At 52.7% G+C, this 20,615-nt stretch carries 16 protein-coding genes; 6 read left to right on the top strand and 10 right to left on the bottom strand.

Annotated features, from left to right (window positions below):
- Positions 1–11: 11 nt before the first annotated feature.
- The 5 genes from kdsB to R2X38_RS04325 all read right to left on the bottom strand — a co-directional run bounded on the left by kdsB (position 12) and on the right by R2X38_RS04325 (position 6,194).
- Entirely contained in the window at positions 12–758 is a 747-nt protein-coding gene (kdsB, locus tag R2X38_RS04345) for a 3-deoxy-manno-octulosonate cytidylyltransferase (protein ID WP_317520926.1), read from the bottom strand.
- Positions 758–937 (bottom strand): Trm112 family protein, encoded by a 180-nt coding sequence (locus R2X38_RS04340; protein ID WP_039468742.1) that lies wholly within the window; start codon positions 935–937, stop codon positions 758–760. Before R2X38_RS04340 ends, kdsB begins: the two co-directional genes overlap by 1 nt.
- Positions 918–1,934, bottom strand: a complete 1,017-nt coding sequence (gene lpxK, locus R2X38_RS04335) for a tetraacyldisaccharide 4'-kinase (protein ID WP_317520924.1) — start codon at positions 1,932–1,934, stop codon at positions 918–920. Before lpxK ends, R2X38_RS04340 begins: the two co-directional genes overlap by 20 nt.
- Positions 1,934–3,691, bottom strand: a complete 1,758-nt coding sequence (gene msbA, locus R2X38_RS04330; RefSeq protein ID WP_317520923.1) for a lipid A ABC transporter ATP-binding protein/permease MsbA — start codon at positions 3,689–3,691, stop codon at positions 1,934–1,936. The genes lpxK and msbA overlap by 1 nt, the downstream gene beginning before the upstream one ends.
- Positions 3,692–3,827: 136 nt before the next feature.
- A complete protein-coding gene (locus tag R2X38_RS04325; RefSeq protein WP_317520922.1) occupies positions 3,828–6,194 on the bottom strand; it encodes a DNA internalization-related competence protein ComEC/Rec2 in 2,367 nt (788 codons plus the stop codon).
- Positions 6,195–6,225: 31 nt separating this feature from the next.
- On the opposite strand from R2X38_RS04325, the gene R2X38_RS04320 reads away from it, so the two are divergent.
- Positions 6,226–6,756 carry a DUF2062 domain-containing protein gene (locus tag R2X38_RS04320; RefSeq protein ID WP_317520921.1) on the top strand — a complete coding sequence of 177 codons (531 nt, stop codon included), beginning with the start codon at positions 6,226–6,228 and terminating at the stop codon, positions 6,754–6,756.
- A gap of 206 nt (positions 6,757–6,962) precedes the next feature.
- On the opposite strand, the gene lolE is transcribed toward R2X38_RS04320, so the two are convergent.
- From lolE to lolC, 3 genes are read right to left on the bottom strand one after another with little or no spacing between them, the layout of a single operon-like run.
- On the bottom strand, positions 6,963–8,207 hold the full coding sequence (gene lolE, locus R2X38_RS04315; RefSeq protein ID WP_317520920.1) for a lipoprotein-releasing ABC transporter permease subunit LolE: 1,245 nt from the start codon (positions 8,205–8,207) through the stop codon (positions 6,963–6,965).
- Complete coding sequence (gene lolD, locus R2X38_RS04310; protein WP_317520919.1) at positions 8,207–8,896, bottom strand: lipoprotein-releasing ABC transporter ATP-binding protein LolD; 690 nt, start codon at positions 8,894–8,896, stop codon at positions 8,207–8,209. Before lolD ends, lolE begins: the two co-directional genes overlap by 1 nt.
- Complete coding sequence (gene lolC / locus R2X38_RS04305; RefSeq protein ID WP_317520918.1) at positions 8,889–10,097, bottom strand: lipoprotein-releasing ABC transporter permease subunit LolC; 1,209 nt, start codon at positions 10,095–10,097, stop codon at positions 8,889–8,891. Before lolC ends, lolD begins: the two co-directional genes overlap by 8 nt.
- A 189-nt stretch (positions 10,098–10,286) precedes the next feature.
- On the opposite strand from lolC, the gene R2X38_RS04300 reads away from it, so the two are divergent.
- The 5 genes from R2X38_RS04300 (at position 10,287) to R2X38_RS04280 (ending at position 16,445) form a co-directional block, all read left to right on the top strand.
- Positions 10,287–10,865 carry a PilZ domain-containing protein gene (locus R2X38_RS04300; RefSeq protein ID WP_317520917.1) on the top strand — a complete coding sequence of 193 codons (579 nt, stop codon included), beginning with the start codon at positions 10,287–10,289 and terminating at the stop codon, positions 10,863–10,865.
- A 2-nt stretch (positions 10,866–10,867) separates the two neighbouring features.
- On the top strand, positions 10,868–14,323 hold the full coding sequence (gene mfd / locus R2X38_RS04295) for a transcription-repair coupling factor (RefSeq protein WP_317520916.1): 3,456 nt from the start codon (positions 10,868–10,870) through the stop codon (positions 14,321–14,323).
- Between the two features lie 29 nt (positions 14,324–14,352).
- A complete protein-coding gene (locus R2X38_RS04290; RefSeq protein ID WP_317520915.1) occupies positions 14,353–15,171 on the top strand; it encodes a peptidoglycan binding protein CsiV in 819 nt (272 codons plus the stop codon).
- 174 nt (positions 15,172–15,345) lie between these two features.
- Complete coding sequence (locus R2X38_RS04285) at positions 15,346–15,924, top strand: GNAT family N-acetyltransferase (protein WP_317521677.1); 579 nt, start codon at positions 15,346–15,348, stop codon at positions 15,922–15,924.
- Positions 15,925–15,971: 47 nt separating this feature from the next.
- Positions 15,972–16,445 (top strand): FKBP-type peptidyl-prolyl cis-trans isomerase, encoded by a 474-nt coding sequence (locus tag R2X38_RS04280; RefSeq protein ID WP_411184611.1) that lies wholly within the window; start codon positions 15,972–15,974, stop codon positions 16,443–16,445.
- Positions 16,446–16,553: 108 nt separating this feature from the next.
- Here R2X38_RS04280 and R2X38_RS04275 read toward each other — a convergent pair whose 3' ends face one another.
- Positions 16,554–18,296, bottom strand: a complete 1,743-nt coding sequence (locus R2X38_RS04275) for an alcohol dehydrogenase catalytic domain-containing protein (protein WP_317520914.1) — start codon at positions 18,294–18,296, stop codon at positions 16,554–16,556.
- Positions 18,297–18,363: 67 nt separating this feature from the next.
- On the bottom strand, positions 18,364–20,289 hold the full coding sequence (locus R2X38_RS04270; RefSeq protein WP_317520913.1) for a PTS mannitol transporter subunit IICBA: 1,926 nt from the start codon (positions 20,287–20,289) through the stop codon (positions 18,364–18,366).
- Positions 20,290–20,615 lie beyond the last annotated feature (326 nt).

Genomic DNA, 20,615 nt, shown 5'->3' with positions numbered 1-20,615 from the left:
CAGCCTTCGGGTTACCCGACGAGCTCGCGAACCTTTTCCAAATCTTCCGGCGTATCGACCCCTGCTGGCGGCGCATCAATCGCCACGTCAACATGGATTTTCTCCCCGTACCACAGCACACGAAGCTGCTCTAGCGCTTCGATTTTCTCCAACGTGCTTGGCTCCCAGTTGATGTAGGTATTAATGAAGCCGGCACGATAGGCATAGATGCCGATATGGCGCATCAGGTTCTGATGAATTTCCTGCGGACGTTTAGCGAAATTATCGCGATCCCACGGAATCGAGGCACGACTGAAGTACATCGCGTAACCATCTTTGTCCGTCACCACTTTCACCGCATTAGGGTTGAACACCTCATCGGCATGGTCGATTTCGACCGCCAGTGTCGCCATCGGCGCATTGCTGCCAGCAAGATTCATCGCTACCTGGCGAATAATGCTTTCAGGGATCAACGGCTCGTCACCCTGGACGTTAACCACGATTTGCTCAGCAGCCAATTGGTATTTCTCAACCACTTCCGCCAGACGCTCGGTCCCCGACTCATGATCGCCACGAGTCATACAAACCTCACCACCAAACGCCTTAACAGCATCGGCAATACGCTGGTCATCGGTGGCGACAATCACCTGATCGGCACCGGCCTTGCTCGCCTGCTCATAAACCCATTGGATCATTGGCTTGCCAGCGATATCAGCCAGCGGCTTGCCCGGCAGGCGCGAAGACTGGTAACGGGCCGGAATAATCACGGTAAAAGACATTATTTCACCTCTTCAGAGCTCAAAGTGCGTGCCTCTGGCTCAAGCAATACTGGGATACCGTCTTTAATAGGATATGCCAGGCGATCAAATTTGCAGATCAGTTCATTTTTGTCTTTGTCGAAGTTCAATTTGCCCTTACACACTGGGCACGCAACGATTTCAAGCAGACGATGATCCATATTCTTCCTTTACCTTAATGATCCGGTTAATCAAGCTATCAGCCTGATCGGAAGGCATCTCGGCATCTACCGGCAAATACCACCAATTAGGCTGGGCGAAAGTGTGGCATTTCACCGCATCTTTCTCTGTCATGACTAAGTGCTGCCCTTGCCCGGACAGCTGTTGTAATTCTTGCTCGGCGAACGCCTGGTGATCAGCAAATGGCTGACATTTTACTGGGGTAATACCGAGCTGTTTCAGTGTATTAAAAAATCGGGGCGGATGACCAATGCCCGCCATAGCAACCACATCCCCTTGCAGCCGTGCAGGCTCACATCGCTCGCCGGTAGTCAGGTTGATAAAGTCGGAAGGCACCAGATGCATCGGAATTTCTCCGCCCTGGGCTTTACCGCCATTGCAAATCAAAAAGTCGACTTCTTGCAAGCGGTCACAGCCTTCACGCAACGGCCCCATAGGAATAAGCTGCTGGTTACCAAAACGGCGCTGGCCGTCGATCACCACGATTTCGATATCCCTTGCCAGCGCATAGTGCTGCAGGCCATCGTCGGTGATGATCACGTCGACATCGGACTCAATCAGCTGAACCGCTTCTGCACGCTTGGGAGACACCGCGACCGGGACACCCGTACGGCGAAAGATCAACACCGGCTCATCGCCGGCCTCGGCAGTGGTACTCTGGCCGTCGACCAAATACGGGTAATGGGGCGCTTTGGCTCCATAACCACGGGATACCACGCCCGGCTTGAGCCCTGCGGCCTTGAGTTGTTCCACAAGCCAAACCACAACAGGCGTTTTGCCATTGCCACCAGCAGTAATATTGCCGACAACAACCACAGGTACCGACGGACGATAAGGTGCTTTCTGGCCGGACTGGTACTGCTGACGACGGCGTCGACTCACGGCACCGAACAGCTTGCTCAATGGCCATAGCAAAGGTTTGAGCACCAGCCCTGCCGGGTGGCCCTCAAACCAGATCTTTTCAATCACCGAAGCCATTATTCACCAAACTGGATACGGTGAAGCTGGGCGTATGCGCCATCTTGTGCCAACAGTTCAGCATGAACGCCGCGCTCAATGATTTCACCTTCATCGACCACCAGAATTTGGTCGGCATTCTCGATGGTTGACAAGCGGTGGGCAATCACCAGAACCGTCCGGTCTTTCTGCAGCTCGTCCAGCGCAGACTGGATCGCACGCTCCGATTCGGTATCCAGCGCCGAGGTGGCTTCATCGAGGATCAAGACCGGCGCATTGCGCAGCAGAGCACGGGCAATGGCAAGGCGCTGACGCTGTCCACCCGACAAGCTCACACCATTCTCACCAATCACCGTGTCCAATCCATTGTCCATATCGTTGATAAAGTCCATGGCATAGGCAAGCTCAGCCGCTTTTTCAATATCCGCGCGACTGTATTTTTCACCGCTGGCATAAGCAATATTGTTGGCAATCGTATCATTGAACAGATGGACATTCTGGGAAACAACCGCGACCTGCTCGCGCAGGTTAGCCAATTTATAGTCACAGATATCGTGGCCATCAATGGTAATACTTCCAGAGTCAATGTCGTAAAAACGGGTCAGCAAGTTGGCAATGGTACTCTTGCCTGAACCAGAGCGCCCCACCAAGGCAAGCGTTTTTCCTGCTGGCAACTCAAAGCTCACATTTTTCAATGCCGGCGTGTCTTTGGTTGGGTAAGTGAAAGTCACATCCTTAACTTGGATATCGCCATTCACGCGATTAGCTTCATATTGACCATGATCTTTCTCGGTTTCCATTTCCATCAGGCCAAATAGTGTCTGGCAGGCCGCCATACCGCGCTGGAACTGAGAGGTCACGTTGGTCAGAGACTTCAGGGGGCGCATCAAGCCAAACATGGAACCAAAAATAAGCGCAAACGTACCCGGCGTCAGGGACTCACGCAGTGATTCGGTATTCGCCAAGATCAGCACCACAACCAGTGCCAGCGAAGCAATCACCTGAATGACTGGGTTAGCAATCGCCTGGGCTGAAACTAACTTCATGGTTTGCTGACGCATGCGATTACTCACATGTTCAAAACGCTCCTGCTCTACCTGCTGGCCACCATAGCTCAACACCACTTTGTGTCCTTTAAGCATTTGTTCGGCAGAGGATGTCACCGAGCCCATTGCATCTTGCATATTCTTGGAAATACGGCGGAAACGCTTGGAAACCACCCGGATGCTGATAGCAACTACAGGGGCTATCACCAGTAAAATCGCCGAAAGCTGCCAGCTGTTGTAGAACATGATTGCCATCAGGGCAATGATCGTCGCCCCTTCGCGCACAAGGTTAACCAGCGCACCGCTGGTTGCCGATGCAACCTGCTCAGAGTCATAGGTAATACGGGACAATAATTTACCGGAGGATTCTTTATCAAAAAAACCAACTGGCATTTTCATAAAGTGATTGAACATTTGACGACGCAGGGTCATTACGACGTTGCCGGAAACCCAGGCTAGGCAGTAAGTCGAGACAAAGCCACTTACGCCGCGGAGTACCATCAAACTTAATAAATAAATTGGCATCATTGCCAGGAAATTCGACTCGATACCATCTATACCGCCGAAACTTTCATCCATCAACGGCTTGATCATCGAGAGCATCAATGCATCACTGGCGGCGTTGATAATCAATGCAACAACAGCGACAGCCATACCTGCTTTATATAGGCTGATTGAAGGCCACAGGCGCTTAAACGTCTCCCAAGTGGTTTGATCGTTCGAAGTAGTCATGGAAACCATTTTTTCTTAAAGACAATTTTCCCATTCTACTCGCATAAATGCCGGAGACCAAATAAGTTCATTGAACAAGGCACAATACTGCTGGATTTTCAAACAACCAGTCATATAGGAAACAAAGGTTTCCTTGCTACTCTTGGGAAATGGCAGGCCTGAACCAAGCAGCTTTCCGGTCTTGTCGGTAACGTATCACTTGAATGTCACCTCCGCTTATCTGCAGCGATACTTGACCGGTCTTGGATGTCGCAAGCCAATTTACGCCCCTATCCAGATAACGCTGGCGCACTTCAGCTGAAGGTAATTGCCAAGGGTTATATCGAGCCACCGATACCAACGCAAAATTGGGCGACATATTGCCAAGCCAGCCCATCTTGTTAAGCCATGTCGTTGTCGACGAACTGCGACTGCCATGATGGGGGACCAGTAGGATATCTGGTGATAAGTTTGGCTCCAGCCTTGCCAACAACAGTTCGGAAACCGCATCAATATCTCCGGTCAGCAGAAGAGAGACTCCCTCCGTTTCCTGCCCGCTGCCTTTGTTGTTTTCATTAATACTAAAGAACTGTTTTATTTCAATCACACAAGAATGGGGATTGGCTGCCCTTGTCACTTGCTTGGGTGGCCACAGTACCCGAAAATGTAGGCTTTGCCACCGCCAGCTCTCGCCACGGGTACAGGGTAAGTAACCATCGCGAAAGTCACTACTGCGTTTCCACAAAGGAGCAAAAGTCTCAACTAAGTATTCGGCTCCCGCAGCATGGTCACTGTCCGCATGGCTCAATATCAGCCCATCCAACTGACTCTGACCGCTTTGCTTTAATACCGGTTCGATAACCGAGCTAGCAATAGAGCCTCCCGGCCAGCGATTTCCCGTATCGTAGAGGACGCTGCGATTGTTGCTCGAAATCAGCACTGCCAAACCGTGACCGACATCAAGCATGTCGACCTGCCAAGTTTCGATATCTCTTTGGTTTTCTGGCCCTTGCTTATTCCACACCCCGGCGAGAATAACCAATATACTGATCACTGCGGCAAATCTTTTGAGCGGTAATAACCAAAGCAAGATCACAATGGCGGTAGCTGATAAAACCCACCCTCCCTGACTCTCGGCTAATGTCCACCAGCCACCTCGGGCTATCTGCGCCAACTTAAGCACAGGCGTCAACGTCAAATCGGCTAACTGCCAACAAGTTAAGGCTATCGGTTCAATTGGAGAAAAAATAACAGCGGCTAAAACCAAAGGGACGGTGGTCATACTCACCCAAGGAACGGCCAGCAGGTTTATAACAGGTGCCCAGGGAGAAAACCCACCAAACCAAAGCCACTGTACCGGAAGCATCAAAGCCAACAAAGACAACTGAAGCAATACCAACGCCTTCAACCTGCCATACCAGTGCTGGAATACAGTCAGCTCTGGATGGCTATCAAACCTAACACCGCCAGCATGAACAATGGCAATAACCGCAACCGCCGAAAACGACAACCAAAACCCGGCGTTGTATGAGGCAAGCGGATCCAGCACCAGGCTGAGGGTAAACGCCAACAACAAAACTTGCCAACTGGGCCAAACGATACGGAGCCGCAGTAAAATCAAGGCAACCATACTCATCAGCAGGGCCCGCTGTGTGGGCAGGGTAAACCCAGCAAGCCACGCATACAGCGCCCCCGTCCCCACGCCCAGCCAGAGCGGCAGCCAAATTGCTTGCGGCCAGTCACCCGCTACATTGCGCAGCACCCCGCCGCACCACCAGCCCAGCATAATGGCAAGCCCTATATGCAGCCCGGATATCGCCATCAGGTGTGCAAGACCACTGTCTCGCAGCAGCCCCCAGTCCTCATCTAGCAAACCATCACGATACCCAAAGCCCAATGCCAGCAAATAGCGTTGGTGAGCCAGTTCGTTGGTGTCATCAACCGCGATATCAAACACCGACTGGCGAAGTGATGCCCGATCATTTTGACCACTCTCTAAGCGCCGGCCACTTAGTACGACGCCAGTTGCATGGATCCCTTGGCCCACAAATTGCCGCTCCCGATCATAACCTGCGCGGTTTACCCTGCCTGTAGGCGGCTTCAGTCTGATCTTTAACACCCAGCGCTCCCCTTGTTTCATCATCGGTACATTGTCTGGGTCATGCCAGCTCAGCCTTAAATGCAGAGTTTTGCTCGAATGTTTACCTTGTTGACGTAATTCTGACGTTACAAAATCAAACAAAGTATCTAATTTCTTATGATTTAATAGGCTACTAACTTCACCAACTATGGTAATATTCCTCGGCTCAATAAAAGCCAGTTGGACGTTTTTTAGATAGGATGTTGCGGCGAGATTCGCCAAACAAGCGCCGATTGCGATATAGATCAAAAGTCGCCATCGGAAAAAGAAACACACTACACTGCCTATCATTAAGGCTGTAATAAATCCATGATAGGTTGGCAATGCCAGCCAGAAATGAAGCGATAGCAGTCCAAGTGCAACCCCGGCAGCGCTTTTGTTCATCTCAAGCCTGCCTGTGAACAATAGAATTACAATGCCAAGACAAGTAATTAAACGAATAATGCCTAGCCATGATGTCATCAAGCGCCAAAAAGCGTTGAAGATATTTGGCAATGTGCTTTACAACCCCAATTTGTGGTGCCTTAACCGCCGTTCGGCGTCTGGCGCATTTGCGGTCGGTTTGTTTATGGCGTTTGTACCTCTTCCCAGCCAGATGATCATGGCTGCCGGCGCCGCCATCTTCTTTAGCGTCAACCTGCCACTTTCTGTTTGCCTGGTATGGATCAGTAACCCCATCACCATGCCAGTAATGTTTTACGGCGCCTATAAGGTCGGAGCTTGGCTGATGAATACACCTCACCAAGCCTTCCATTTCGAGCTGTCCTGGGAATTCCTGTTGCACCAAATGAACCAGATTGGGCCTCCTTTTCTGATGGGCTGCGCTGTCTGCGCCGTCTTCTTCTCGGCTTTGGGTTATTTCGGTATCCGCGGCTTGTGGCGCTACTCTGTTGTCCGAAGCTGGCAAAAACGCCGATTCCGGGTACTAAGACTCCACAAGGATTAGTCGCCAAGTAATAAAAAACCTCGCAGATGCGAGGTTTTTTTAGGCCTAAAAATGTAATGACAAAGCCAGGCAAACTCAAACACTAACGACAAAATAGCGAAGCAGTCTGCAGGTGGCTGAAAATCATTACATACGATTTATCAACAATTCTGACCCTTCCCTAAAAGTACGGTTTGAAGCAGACTTCCCTGCTATACGGTACTCGGTTATTTAGCACTTAGAACGGTAGCCGGTTGCAAGGCACCAGCACGTTTCGCCGGATACCAGGTGGCCAAAAAGCTCAATACTACGGCGGTCGATGTCACCAGCATCACATCTTGCATCGATAATGACGTTGGAAGAAAGTCGACAAAGTAGATATCACCAGAGAGGAACTGATGGCCAATCAAACCTTCCAGTCCTTTGATGAGCGGAGTCAGGTTTACCGCAACCAGTGAACCAGCAATCGATCCCAATAGACTACCGACAACCCCTGACAGCACACCGTGCCAGACGAAAATAGAACGGATAAGCCGATCAGTCGCCCCCATGGTGCGGAGGATTGCAATGTCTGCTGCCCGGTCTTTCACTGCCATCATCAAGGTCGAAACGATGTTGAAACACGCCACGCCGATCACCAGCACCATTACCAAATACATGATGGTACGTACCATCTGAATATCACGGTAAAGATAACCGTATTTCTGGTTCCAGCTTTTCAGGTAGACATACACAGGCAGGGTAAAGCCAACCTCACGCACGATGCTCTGTGCTTCAAGCACCTTGTCTACGTTCAGTTCTATGCCCGTGACCCCGTCGCCCATTGACAGGTACTGCTGGGCATCTTGCAAAGGCACCAAGGCAAAATTATGGTCAATCTGCCCAGCCAAGGCCAACAATCCCGCGACTTGAAGGCGGATACGGTGAGGCGCTTTAAGCTTCAGGCTGGGATCCGGGTTCGGGATCATCGCAGTGATCCAGTCTCCCACCCCAATACCCAGTTTATCGGCCACCCCTTGGCCCAGGATAACCTGCTGCTTGCCTGCTGCTAGGCTCTCCCAGGCATTGTCCTTCACATACTGAGGCAGCACACTGACGTCTTTCTGTTTTTCAGGGTCAACGCCGCGTACTTCTACCGCCTTAAGGCTGCTCCCTTTTTCAAGCAAGGCGGTAAACTGGACATACGGTGCTGCTGCGGTTACCCGAGGGTGCTGCTCCACCAAATCCAGCACTGGCTGCCAGTCCTCGAAAGGCGGGCTGACCGCCTCCAGCTCCCCATGCGGGATCACAGACAGCACGCGGTTTTGCAGCTCGCGCTCAAAGCCATTCATGGCCGATAGACCAATGATGATCACCGCCACCCCCACAGCAATGCCAAGGGTCGATGAAATCGAGATAAATGAAACCATCCGGTTTCTTTGCTTGGCGCGGCTAAAGCGACTACCGATAAAAAGCGAAAGCGGTCGGAACATCAAGCCACCTCTACTTGCTGCAGCTCGCCGTCTTGCATGTGCATGCAGCGGTCAAGCTTACCGGCAAGCTCATTATCGTGGGTCACCACCAAAAACGCCGTACCGGACTCTTTATTGAGCTTGCGCATCAGATCATAAATCTCAAGGGCTGTTTTATGATCCAAATTACCGGTTGGTTCATCCGCCAGTACTAACGATGGCTTGTTTACTAGCGCACGGGCTATCGCAACACGTTGGCGCTCGCCACCACTCAGCTCTGACGGGCGATGTTCCAGTCGGTGTCCCAAGCCAACCAACTCCAGAATGCTATGGGCTTGCGAACGAGCCTTGCTCGCAGGGATCCCGCCGATAAGCAAAGGCATCGCGACATTCTCCACCGCACTGAAATCGGCCAGCAGGTGGTGGAACTGATACACAAAACCAATCTCCTGATTTCGAAGCATAGCCTGCTTGTTGGCACTCATGGCATTGAGTTTTTTGCCTTTGAAAAACACATCCCCTTCGCTCGGGTCATCCAGCGCACCCAGCAAATGCAATAGTGTGCTTTTACCGGAGCCCGAAGCCCCGACAATTCCGACCAGCTCGCCGGCATCGAGATGGAACCCCACCCCTTTAAGCACCTCTGTTTCAAGCTGGGCTTCTCGATAAACTTTTCTCAAGCCCTGACAGACCAATAATGCATTACTCATAACGAAGTGCCTCTGCAGGACGGACCGATGCCGCCCGGTAGGAAGGAAAAACAGTTGCCAGCAAGCTCAAGACAATAGCACCGACAATCACTAAAACAATTTGGAGCGGGGAAATCACTATTGGCAGTTGACCACCGGCTGAAATCAGGTTCACACCAAAGACAGTCAAAATAGCGTTTAGGTTCAATGCCAACAGGGTACCTAGAATACCGCCAATGATCGCACCAATGACCCCACTACTGGCCCCCTGCACCATAAATACCATCAACACCTGACGGCTGCTCATGCCCTGTGTCTTCAAAATCGCCACTTCAGCCTGCTTCTCCATCACCACCATGATCAGCGCCGAAATGATATTAAAGGCTGCAACACCAATGATCAGACCAAGCATCAACCCCATCATGTTCTTTTCCATTTTTACCGCTTGGAAAAGTTCACCGCGTTGCTCACGCCAATCCGACCAGGTCATGCCCTCAGGCAAAGGCTGGTTGGCAAGCTGGGCGACCACAAACGGGTCATCGACAAACAAGCGCCATCCGGTCATTTGGCCGGGTTTCAGTCTCAACAATCGCCCGGCATCATCGATGTGGGTCAGGATCAACTGACCGTCGACATCCGACCCCGTGTTATAGAGTCCCGCCACCTCGAAATTTCGCTGGCTAGGAATGCGGCCCAGAGGCGTATACTGGCTGGCACTGGTCACCATTAGCCGCACCTTATCGCCCACCTTCACGCCCAATTGATTGGCAAGAACCTGACCCAGAATAACCTTATAGCTACCCGCTTCCAGATCCATAATATCGCCATGGTTGACGTAATAGCCCACAGGCTCGAAGGCTTCAGGGTCAACACCCAATAACATACCTGCAGACAAAGACTTGGCACTTTGCAAAATCGCCTCACTGCGGGTCAGCGGTGCGATCATATCGACATGGGAAAGAGACTGGAGTTCTTGAGGCGGTTGCTCGGCTCGGGCAAGGTGACCATCTTGGCTTGACACAACCGCTTGCGGCATTACACCAAGGATCCTCTCCTTGAGTTGTTGTTCAAAACCATTCATGACAGACAATACCGTGACTAGAGACAGCACCCCGACGGTAATACCCGCGGTCGACATATAGGAAACGAAACGGCTGAACCTATCTCCAGAGCGCCCTCTGAGATATCGCAGGCCAATAAAAAACGATACGGGATGAAACATAGAGTAAGAAGATACCATCCTTATAAAAACTGTTCGAAAGCATACCTGTTGCGGCTTCCGATTACCATTAAGCGCAGTAAAAGTAATGTAAAAACAGCGGTTAAAACCCCCACTCTAAGCCCACTTTACTTGTCCCGATGCATTTGCTGGGTGATAATCGTAGGATAGTTAATTTATAACGAGTGCGACATGAATCAGGACGAGTATTTTTCAGTCCATGCCGGATTGACCATCAACGTAGAACCCCTTTCACACGGTGAAAGTGTTCCCGATATGCTGGCTTTCCAGCAAGAAATTCCGCCTCTGTTTCGTATTGCCAGTGAATGCAGCAGCTTGGATGAAGGACTGGAGCACTCGCTGTCCCAGCTTAAAAAAGATGAGTTCCAAGCACTCTCCAATTACCTGACGGCACAAAACAACAAAATAAACTTGTTGCTCTCTTTTGTGCTTGCCCAGCAAGATGATGCCAAACTGCGCTTTATCACCCATACCTTCGGTGCCAGTCAACTGTCCTACTTTTCACCACAAGCGCTGGCAGAGGGGAGCAGCGTCAGGCTAAAGCTGTTCCTTGATAATCCTGCCGCCGCCGTTTACGCCTATGCTGAAGTAACCCAGTGCCAACCTCAGCCAGACAGCAGCTATGAGACAGCTTTGAAATACGTATGCTTGATGGAAGATGACAGGGATTTGCTGATCCGAGCCGCCCTGCACTTCCAGCAAAAAATTCTGCGCCAACGCGCCCAACAGCGATCAGACAATAAAAGTTAACCATGAAAGCACAGTCTATTCTTTCTCTTCCATTACCGTCCAAACAGGGCGACAGCCGATTTATTGGTAATGTGTCCGGTGCTGCGCTGGCTCTGTCCGTCGCCGAGCTGGCCCATGACCATCAGGGCCCAATCCTGGCTGTCGTGCCGGACACCCAAACAGCACTACGCCTTCAGCCGGAAGTTAGCCAGTTCACCTCACTGGAAGTGAGCGTTTTCCCTGACTGGGAAACCTTGCCTTACGATAACTTCTCGCCGCACCAGGATATTATTTCGGACAGACTGACTCGCTTATACTCCCTGCCGCAACAGGCCAACGGCGTCGTGTTGGTACCAATCAGCACCCTGCTGCAGCGCCTGACGCCACGGGCATTCATCCACCAGCATGCGCTGATGGTCAGCAACGGCGACAGGCTGTCACTGGATAAACTGCGCTTGCAGCTTGAAGCCTCCGGCTACCGCCATGTCGACCAAGTAATCGAACACGGTGAATACGCCAGCCGCGGCTCATTGATCGACTTGTTCCCGATGGGCAGCAACCAACCTTACCGAATTGACTTCTTTGATGATGAAATGGATTCGATCCGCCAGTTTGACCCCGAAAACCAGCGTTCGACCGGGGAGATCGAGCAAATCCGCCTGTTGCCAGCCCACGAGTTCCCGACCGACGAAATCGCCATCGAGAACTTCCGGATGCGCTGGCGCGAGCGCTTCGAGGCACGCCGCGAGCCGGAATCCATCTACCAGCAAGTCAGCAAAAAGACCTGGCCTGCGGGTATCGAATATTGGCAGCCGCTATTTTTCGAACAAACCGAAACCTTGTTCGACTACTTGCCGGATAACAGCCTGCTCATCACCGTCGGCGCGCTAGAGCCGGCCGTTGACCAGTTCCTCAATGATGCCGAGTATCGCTATGACCAGCGCAAGGTCGATCCTCTGCGCCCGCTGCTGGAGCCCAAAGAGCTGTGGCTGACCAAGGATGAAATGTTCACTCATTTCAAAACGCTGCCGCAGGTGCGTATCCGCCATGACAGTGAACCGGAAAAAGCTGGCCGGTATAACCTGCCGATCCAGGCTATCCCCGAGCTGACCATCAACCACCAGCTCAAAGAGCCGCTGGCCGAACTGCGCCGCTATTCGGAAAGCTATCCAGGCAAGATTATCTTCTCGGTGGCGTCTGAAGGCCGCCGCGAAGCCTTGCTCGATCTGCTTGGCCGAATCAAACTGCGTCCTGTCGTTGCCCCGACACTCACCGAAGCTTTGGCAACACCGGGCAAATTCAGCCTCGTTATCGGTGCAGCTGAGCACGGTTTTGTCCTGGAGCAACCTGAAATCGCCCTGATTTGTGAGAGCGATTTGCTGGGTGAGCGCGTGGTGCAACGCCGTCGCCGTGACGAGAAAAAGTCTGTTAATGCCGATACCATTATCCGCAACCTTGCCGAGCTCAAAGTCGGCCAGCCGGTTGTCCATATCGACCACGGTATCGGCCGCTACCTCGGCCTGCAAACCTTGGAGGCGGGGGGGATGACAACCGAATACGTCACCTTGGAATACCAAGGTGGGGCCAAGCTCTATGTCCCAGTGGCCTCGCTGCACCTTATCAGCCGCTACTCCGGTGGGGCGGAAGATTCCGCACCAATCCACAAGCTGGGCGGTGAGACATGGGTCAAAGCCCGTAAAAAAGCGGCGGAAAAAGTCCGTGATGTCGCCGCCGAACTGCTTGATGTGTACGCCAAGCGCGAAATGAAACCGGGCCACAAATTCAACCTTGACCGTGAAGCCTACGCCGACTTCTGTACCGGTTTCCCGTTCGAGGAGACCCACGACCAGGCACTGGCTATCAATGCCGTACTGTCGGATATGTGCCAGGCCAAAGCGATGGACCGTTTGGTGTGCGGCGATGTGGGCTTCGGTAAAACAGAAGTCGCTATGCGTGCAGCCTTTGTCGCTGTCGACAACAACAAGCAGGTCACCGTACTGGTGCCGACAACCTTGTTGGCCCAGCAGCACTTCGAGAACTTCCGCGACCGCTTTGCCAATACCCCTGTCCGGGTTGAAGTACTGTCACGCTTCAAAACGGCCAAGGAGCAGAAGCAGATCTTGGCCGATATGGCCGAGGGGAAAATCGATATCCTGATCGGCACCCATAAGTTGCTCAATGCCTCGGTGGACTACCATGATCTTGGCCTGCTGATTGTCGATGAAGAGCACCGCTTCGGGGTTCGCCAGAAAGAAAAACTCAAAGCGATCCGTGCCGACGTTGATATCCTGACCCTGACTGCAACGCCGATCCCTCGTACCTTGAATATGGCTATGAGCGGGATGCGGGACTTGTCAATCATCGCCACCCCGCCAGCCCGACGCTTGGCCATCAAGACCTTCGTCCGCGAATCGGATGATGCCTTGGTCCGGGAAGCGGTACTGCGTGAAATCATGCGTGGCGGCCAGGTTTACTTCCTGCACAATGATGTCGACTCTATCGAGAAAACCGCGCAGGAGCTTGCCAAGCTGATCCCGGAAGCGCGTATTACCTTTGCCCATGGTCAAATGCGAGAACGCGAACTCGAAAAGATCATGAGCGACTTCTACCACCAGCGTTTCAACCTGTTGGTCTGTACCACCATTATCGAAACCGGTATCGACGTACCGACGGCCAACACCATAGTGATCAACCGTGCCGATCACCTTGGTTTGGCCCAGCTGCACCAGCTGCGAGGCCGCGTCGGGCGTTCACACCACCAAGCTTATGCGTATTTGCTTACGCCGCACCCTAAGCGCATGACCAAAGATGCTGTCAAACGTCTCGAAGCGATTTCGTCTCTGGAGGACTTGGGCGCCGGCTTCACCCTGGCCACCCATGACCTTGAAATCCGTGGTGCCGGTGAACTGCTCGGTGATGAGCAAAGCGGGCAGATCCAATCTGTCGGTTTCACCCTGTATATGGAAATGCTCGAGCAAGCCGTCGAGGCGCTCAAGGAAGGCAAAGAGCCTTCATTGGATGATCTGCTGCGCCAGCAAACTGAGGTCGAACTGCGCCTACCAGCCTTGTTACCGGAAGACTTTATCCCGGATATCAATACCCGCCTGTCTTTGTACAAGCGTATTGCCAGCGCCAACAGCGAAAAAGCCCTGGAAGAACTCAAAGTCGAGCTCATCGACCGCTTTGGCCTGCTGCCGGATCCCACCACCAATTTATTGGTGGTCAATCAAATCAAACTCAAGGCAGCCGGTATTGGCGTTCGCAAAATTGAAGCCGGTGAAAAGGGTGGCTTTATCGAATTCAACCCGAATGCCAACATCGATCCTGGCTTACTGGTCGGCCTGCTGCAATCACAGCCACAACATTTCCGGATGGAAGGGCCAACCAAGCTGAAAGTCATGGCACCGATGAGTGACAGAAAAGACAGAATAAAGTATGTTGACGGTCTTCTAACAAAGTTGGCAGAAAACGCTCTATAATAGATAGCACTTAAGTGCGGAGTATTATCTTGAAAAATCTCATTTATTTGCTGCTGTTCGCCATTAGCTGGCCAAGCCTTGCAGCCCGACAGTTCGATATCGAAGTGATCCTGTTCAAGCGCAACATTGCGCCTGAACAAATCAGTGAGTCTTGGCCTGATAACCAAAAGCCTATCAACCTCAAAGGCGCTATCGACTTTGGTGATACTGCTCGCTTACAGGCTCGAGGGATCACCCCGATGCCGTCGTCGCAGTTTGAGCTCAATTCACAGTACAGTAAGCTCAAGCAGCACGCGGGCTTTACCCCGCTAGCACACTTTGGCTGGCGCCAAGGTGATCTGAGCCGAGCGGCTGCACCTCGCATTCACTTCACCGCTGGCGAAGACTTCTCCGCCCAGTTTTCCGCTGACGGTACAGTGAAATCGGCCCAATCAAGCGAGCCTGCAGACGCGCAAATGGATGAAGGCTTCAGCGAAGAATCACTGATTTCAGCCCCAGATGATAGTTATGCGCAAGAGGAAGCCAGTGCTCTGCGTGAGCTGGACGGCACGCTGCGTGTGTATGTGCAGCACTTCCTGTTCACAGAGGCTAACTTTGCCCTTCGCGAGCCAAGCCGCCGAGAGATCATTATCGGTGCTGAACCGCTAGATCCGATTGACGGCTCTCTTGACACGGCAAGCAACGTCCAGATCGGCCACCTGCAAGAGGTTCAAAAACAGGTAAAAGTGGAAGAGTTCCTCAAAGCCTACCAATTCCAGCAGCAGCGCAAGATGCGCAGTGGTGAAACCCACTACCTTGACCACCCGTTGATGGGGATGGTGATCCAAATTCGTCGTATCGACGGTTAAAGCTGTCGACAAGCTGATAGTCGTTCCCAAAGGGCTGCAGATCGCAGCCCTTTTCACATTTTCAGCCCCTACCTAAGCGAGACCTGCGACAATCCCACCTCTGCAGTTTATGCTATTACCACTGGGTAAACTCCAGTTTGGTATTAGGATATATTGACGGAGACTGTGGACTGGATGAAAACAGACTACCAACTTACCAGCGAGCGCTTATTGCTTCGGCCTTACAAAAATGCCGACCTATTAGATTTACTTGAGGCTATCCACCACTCGCAGCAAAGCCTTGCCCCTTGGCTGCCTTGGTGCCACGCCCAATACAGCCAACATGATGCCCATGAATGGATCCATGCTAGCCAACAGAACTGGACTTATGACATCAGTTATGAGTTTGCTCTGTTCGAGCGCAGCACCGATACGTTTCTCGGCAGTGCCTCCCTGAGTAACTTGTCCGAACTGTCCAACTCGGCCGAAATGGGTTATTGGATCCGCTCCAGTGCCCAGCGCCAGGGTTATGCCAAGGAAGCGTGCCAGGCTATTGCCCAGTTCGCCTTCGAGACTGTTGGCCTGACCCGGATTGAAATTGTCACCCATACCGGCAACCTTGCCAGTCAGCGTACCGCCCTTGCGACCAAGGCCCGCTTTGAGTGCACGGCACGAAACCGGATCATGACCCAAGACGGCCCGGTCGATGGTTTGCTGTTCTCGCTGATCCCCAGCGATCTCGCACCGCCCTCCCCACCTTTCACCCTGCCATAAGCTCTGCTACTATCAGCTGATGAATCAACACGATATGAGGAAATGACGTGTTTAAAATTATTCTGGGTATTGCCCTTGTCGCGCTAATCATCTTCTTTATGCAACGCTCCCAAGGCAACAAGCAAGCCGCAGCCGAAAACATCCAGGCCGGTGAAACTTTCTTGGCTGAGAACAAGGAGAAAGAAGGGGTACAAACCACCGCATCTGGTCTGCAATACTTGGTATTGCAAGAAGGCACCGGCACGGTACACCCGAAAGCAAGCGACAAAGTCACTGTCCACTATCACGGTACGCTACTAGACGGTACGGTATTCGACAGCTCGGTTGAGCGTGGCGAGACGATCCAGTTTGGCCTTAACCAGGTGATCAAAGGCTGGACAGAGGGGGTACAGCTGATGGTTGAGGGTGAGAAAACGCGCTTCTTCGTCCCGGCCGAGCTGGCCTACGGCAACCGTGCGATTGGCTCAATCCCACCGGGTTCGGTGCTGATCTTTGATGTTGAGCTTTTCAAGATCAACTAAACACCGCACCGCTATTTGACGCCGGACTTTGGCAAACCGCTTTGGCTAACCCGCGCTGGCAAATTGCTTGGGTACCTCTGCGCAGAGTGATCTCCGCAGAGGGCTCAATTATGACGACGGCTTGTTAAACGCCTCAAACAGCGCCTGCTCGGCGGCAAAATTCCAGGTATTGCCTTTACCGAGAGCTTTGGCCACATCGGGTAATTTTTCGGCCAGTTCATCCAACCCAAGCAACGGCAAGTCCTCCAGCTGCGGGAATATCAGGATCTTGCCCGGATAGCGAGCATCGATCATGGCTTGAATCCCCTCTTTTGCCACATTCATCCCGCCAATGGCCGCCACACAGACCGCCGGAGCGATATTCCCCGACAATGCATTGTCCATGACCACAGTCTGATCGTCGATGGTCAGGCCCGAGGTACCTGTGTATTGGGCATTGCTCAAGTACACCGAGCTGAAATCGAGCGGAGCCAAGGTGCCATTTGGCACGCCGGCAAATAGCACCAGCATACCGTCGTCCTTCATGAAAGTCGCGGCTTCAGCCATGATGCCTGCATTGGGGACGCACACGACCACATCATCGGCACCTTGGTCTTGGCTTTTGGCGCTGACAAACTCAGGCAAGCTGATATCGCTACTGGTGGGGTTGTAGGTATACAGTTTGCAGTTGTTAGCCTCGGTCAGGCTCGCAAAGCGCGATTCTATCTCGGCCAAACGCTGGTCGTTAATATCGGTCACGATGACTTCGGCCGGGCCATCTTGCAATTCAATGGCGCGCTGGACATGCATCTGGCCCATCGGGCCACCGGCACCGACAAACACCGCCAATCCGCCTTTGCGCAAATCGCAGCGGTTTCGCGCATCGCCATAGGAATCGGCAATATCACGGCCGCTATTGCCGATAAACGCCACATAATCGTAATGCAAACGGCCGACATCGGCATCGACCAACCCGTCCAGGGGCTGATCCCCGACCATGTTCATGGTGCCCCGGCGAGCGACATACTTAGCGATAGTGGTCAGCGCCGACGCCGAACGCGGCGACAGCACGACAATATCATCAAAACCCGCCCCTCCCGTCAGCTCATCGACAGCCACCGGCAGGCTGTCGAGATCGATATCATCCCGGACAAGGACGTTGCTGGCCTGGCTTTCGACCAGGGTTCTCAACGCATCCGGAACCTGGGTTAGCACTACGGTCCCCGGCGATGCTAGCCCCGCAGAGAACTGATAGTCACCGGTATCGCCCGGCTGGCCCACTATCCACATGACTCCCCCTTGCTTGGGCGCCAAGCGACGGCGCTGGGTATACGATGCCCACACACAGCCCCACGGCTCGAGCAGTGCCGATTCGCCAAAAGCAAGCTCATCTGAGACTTTGAGCAAGCAGGCGCCCGCATCCGTCTGCAGCATTTCCGGGCCAATCAGGTGGAACTGGGTCAAGCCGCCAGGAATGGTGTAGCCATAGGCCGTACTCTTGCCGTTCTGGTAGATATCAGGTTGCACCGCATAGCGCTCACCGGCCTTGAACTGGTTGGCGAGGTGTTTGCCCACCTTCATGATGGTGATGGTGGCCTCGTGCCCCAGCCGTGTCGGCTCCTTACGCAAATCCCGATTGTACAACTTAGGGTGTGTGCTGCCCTGGTTGATCAGTTTGACATCAGAAAAGCAGAGCCCGACGGCATCCACTCGGATAAGCAGCTGATCATCAGAGGGCTCTGGGACGGGAAAAGTTTCAGGCCGGTTGTCTTTGCCAATACTGTCCAGCCCTGCACCATACATATTCCAGGTCATTGTCGTTGCAGGAATAGGCTGGTCAGGCTGCTGATACGCTTTATTTCGACTCGTCATGTTGTTACCCAATCAATAATACTCGCCAATGTAGATACTCGCCCTTGCTCCGCCAAGCGCACACTCGCTATTTATGAACCGCTAGGATTTCAAGCACGTCCTGTACTGAGTGCGTATTGGCCAAACGTTCGATACTGTCCGATTCATCCAGCGCATTGGTAATTGCTGTAATGACGGGAATATGCTCATCGTTCTGGGCCGCAATACCAATCACCAGACGCGCGACATCCTCTTCGTCGTCACCGAAGAGGATCCCGCCCGGGTACTGGCAAACCACGATGCCGGTTTTCAGCACCTTATCTTTAGCTTCGACCGTACCATGGGGAATGGCAATCGACTCCCCGAGATAAGTAGAGATCTGTTTTTCCCGATCGAGCATCGCATCAACGTATTCAGGCTCGACATAGCCAGCTGCGACCATCTTTTCTCCGGCAAAGCGAATGGCTTCCTCTTTGCCGCCAGCTCTCAAACCAAGGAAAATATCATCGGCAGTGAGCTGAAATATGGCCGTGTCACCAGGGCTTTCAGCATCGCAGCTGTCCTCCGGAGGGGCCGCACCGGAGCCCTGAGCGGCTTTGTCCTCGATAATTTTCTCTACCAGCTCATCGTACAAACTCCCCTCAAGGAAGTTCGCCAAGGACATATGCCGGGCCTTGGGAGCATGCTGGCGGGCCCTGTCGGTCAGGTCTTGGTGGGTGATCACAATATCAACATCGTCCGGCAGGCTGTTGATGGCACAATTGGTCACCGATATATCAAGCTCCGCGGCTTCTACTTTCTTGCGCAGCATGCTCGCGCCCATAGCGCTGGATCCCATACCGGCATCACAGGCCACGATAATTTTCGACACCTGGGCCAAGTTGCCGCTCGCCTCCGCCGTACCAGACGGTTGCTGCCCCTTTGCCTCGGATTTCATGTCATGCATCCGGGCACTGGCGGCCTCGAGTGCGGTATCGTCATCATCTTCGGTCGGCTGGCGCTGGGCTTTCATCAGGATACTGGCCACAACGAACGAAACCCCCATCGCCGCCAGGATCGAGGCAATCACGCCGACGAACGAGGCCTTGGGTGTCATCACCATCACGGCAAAAATCGAACCGGGCGAAGCCGGTGACACCAGTCCGGCATGGAACACGGTCAAGGTAAAGACGCCGGTCATCCCGCCCGCGATAACGGCCAGAATCAGGCGGGGATTCATCAGCACGTACGGAAAATAAATTTCGTGTATCCCCCCGAAGAAATGGATGATTGACGCGCCCGCCGCCGAACGCTTGGCCGAGCCCCGGCCGAAGACCATGTACGCCAGTAACAGTCCCATACCGGGCCCTGGGTTGGCCTCAATCAGGAAAAATATGGACTGTCCGACTTCACTGGCCTGCTGGATCCCAAGTGGTGAGAATATCCCATGGTTGATGGCATTGTTCAGGAACAGGATTTTCGCTGGCTCAACAAAAATAGAGGTCAACGGCAACAAGCCAGCATTAACCAGAGCGTTCACCCCGGCAGCCAATGCGGTCGACAGCGCTTTGACAAATGGGCCAATCATCAAAAAGGCCAAGATTGCACACAGCATCCCGATAATACCGGCAGAAAAATTGTTCACCAGCATTTCAAAACCGCTTTTGATCTTGCCGTGCACTGCTTTATCAAAATGCTTGATGGCCCAACCGCCCAGCGGACCAACGATCATTGCCCCCATGAACATTGGGATATCGGTACCGACAATCACCCCCATGGTTGTCACGGCACCGACGACGCCACCTCGTTCATCAGCAACCAGCTTACCGCCGGTGTAGCCGATCAGTAGTGGCAAAAGGTAGGTGATCATCGGCCCTACCAATTTGGCCAGAGTTTCATTGGGCAGCCACCCGGTTGGAATGAACAGCGCGGTGATAAAACCCCATGCGATGAAGGCACCGATGTTGGGCATCACCATATTGGAAAGGAATCGACCAAAGTTTTGGATCTTTATTTTTGCTTCTGGAGATATCATAAACAGCACCCGTTTCATTGACGTTCAGAGTTGTAGACAGTTTCTGAAAGCTGTTCGGCCGTTGATGACTGGAGCATTTTGCAAACGGCCAAGGAGAAGCGCAACACACTAAATATAGCACTACTGCAAAACGTAATATCTTCGCCACAAACACCCTAAGCTTCTCAGGACAAGTTCAGTGCAGCTATTTGGTGGGAAACCCAAAGGGATAGCATTTTTGACAAGTACAAAAAAACCGCCATCTGTGGCTAACACCGATCAGTTAAGCCATTGATCAGTTGAATGATCCTACGGTTGAGTGAAAATACCCTCAGACATTAAGTTTG

The organism is Photobacterium rosenbergii (genome assembly GCF_033022775.1).
GTDB classification, from domain to species: domain Bacteria; phylum Pseudomonadota; class Gammaproteobacteria; order Enterobacterales; family Vibrionaceae; genus Photobacterium; species Photobacterium rosenbergii_A.
Note: the sequence above shows the minus strand (reverse complement) of the source record. Positions and strands in the feature narration are given on the sequence as shown.

Bases quoted from the DNA above. Each gene is read 5' to 3' on its own strand.
- kdsB (WP_317520926.1), bottom strand. From the start codon at position 758: ATGTCTTTTACCGTGATTATTCCGGCCCGTTACCAGTCTTCGCGCCTG.
- R2X38_RS04340 (WP_039468742.1), bottom strand. From the start codon at position 937: ATGGATCATCGTCTGCTTGAAATCGTTGCGTGCCCAGTGTGTAAGGGC.
- lpxK (WP_317520924.1), bottom strand. From the start codon at position 1,934: ATGGCTTCGGTGATTGAAAAGATCTGGTTTGAGGGCCACCCGGCAGGG.
- msbA (WP_317520923.1), bottom strand. From the start codon at position 3,691: ATGACTACTTCGAACGATCAAACCACTTGGGAGACGTTTAAGCGCCTG.
- R2X38_RS04325 (WP_317520922.1), bottom strand. From the start codon at position 6,194: ATGAACAAAAGCGCTGCCGGGGTTGCACTTGGACTGCTATCGCTTCAT.
- R2X38_RS04320 (WP_317520921.1), top strand. From the start codon at position 6,226: ATGCCAAGACAAGTAATTAAACGAATAATGCCTAGCCATGATGTCATC.
- lolE (WP_317520920.1), bottom strand. From the start codon at position 8,207: ATGTTCCGACCGCTTTCGCTTTTTATCGGTAGTCGCTTTAGCCGCGCC.
- lolD (WP_317520919.1), bottom strand. From the start codon at position 8,896: ATGAGTAATGCATTATTGGTCTGTCAGGGCTTGAGAAAAGTTTATCGA.
- lolC (WP_317520918.1), bottom strand. From the start codon at position 10,097: ATGTTTCATCCCGTATCGTTTTTTATTGGCCTGCGATATCTCAGAGGG.
- R2X38_RS04300 (WP_317520917.1), top strand. From the start codon at position 10,287: ATGAATCAGGACGAGTATTTTTCAGTCCATGCCGGATTGACCATCAAC.
- mfd (WP_317520916.1), top strand. From the start codon at position 10,868: ATGAAAGCACAGTCTATTCTTTCTCTTCCATTACCGTCCAAACAGGGC.
- R2X38_RS04285 (WP_317521677.1), top strand. From the start codon at position 15,346: ATGAAAACAGACTACCAACTTACCAGCGAGCGCTTATTGCTTCGGCCT.
- R2X38_RS04275 (WP_317520914.1), bottom strand. From the start codon at position 18,296: ATGACGAGTCGAAATAAAGCGTATCAGCAGCCTGACCAGCCTATTCCT.
- R2X38_RS04270 (WP_317520913.1), bottom strand. From the start codon at position 20,289: ATGATATCTCCAGAAGCAAAAATAAAGATCCAAAACTTTGGTCGATTC.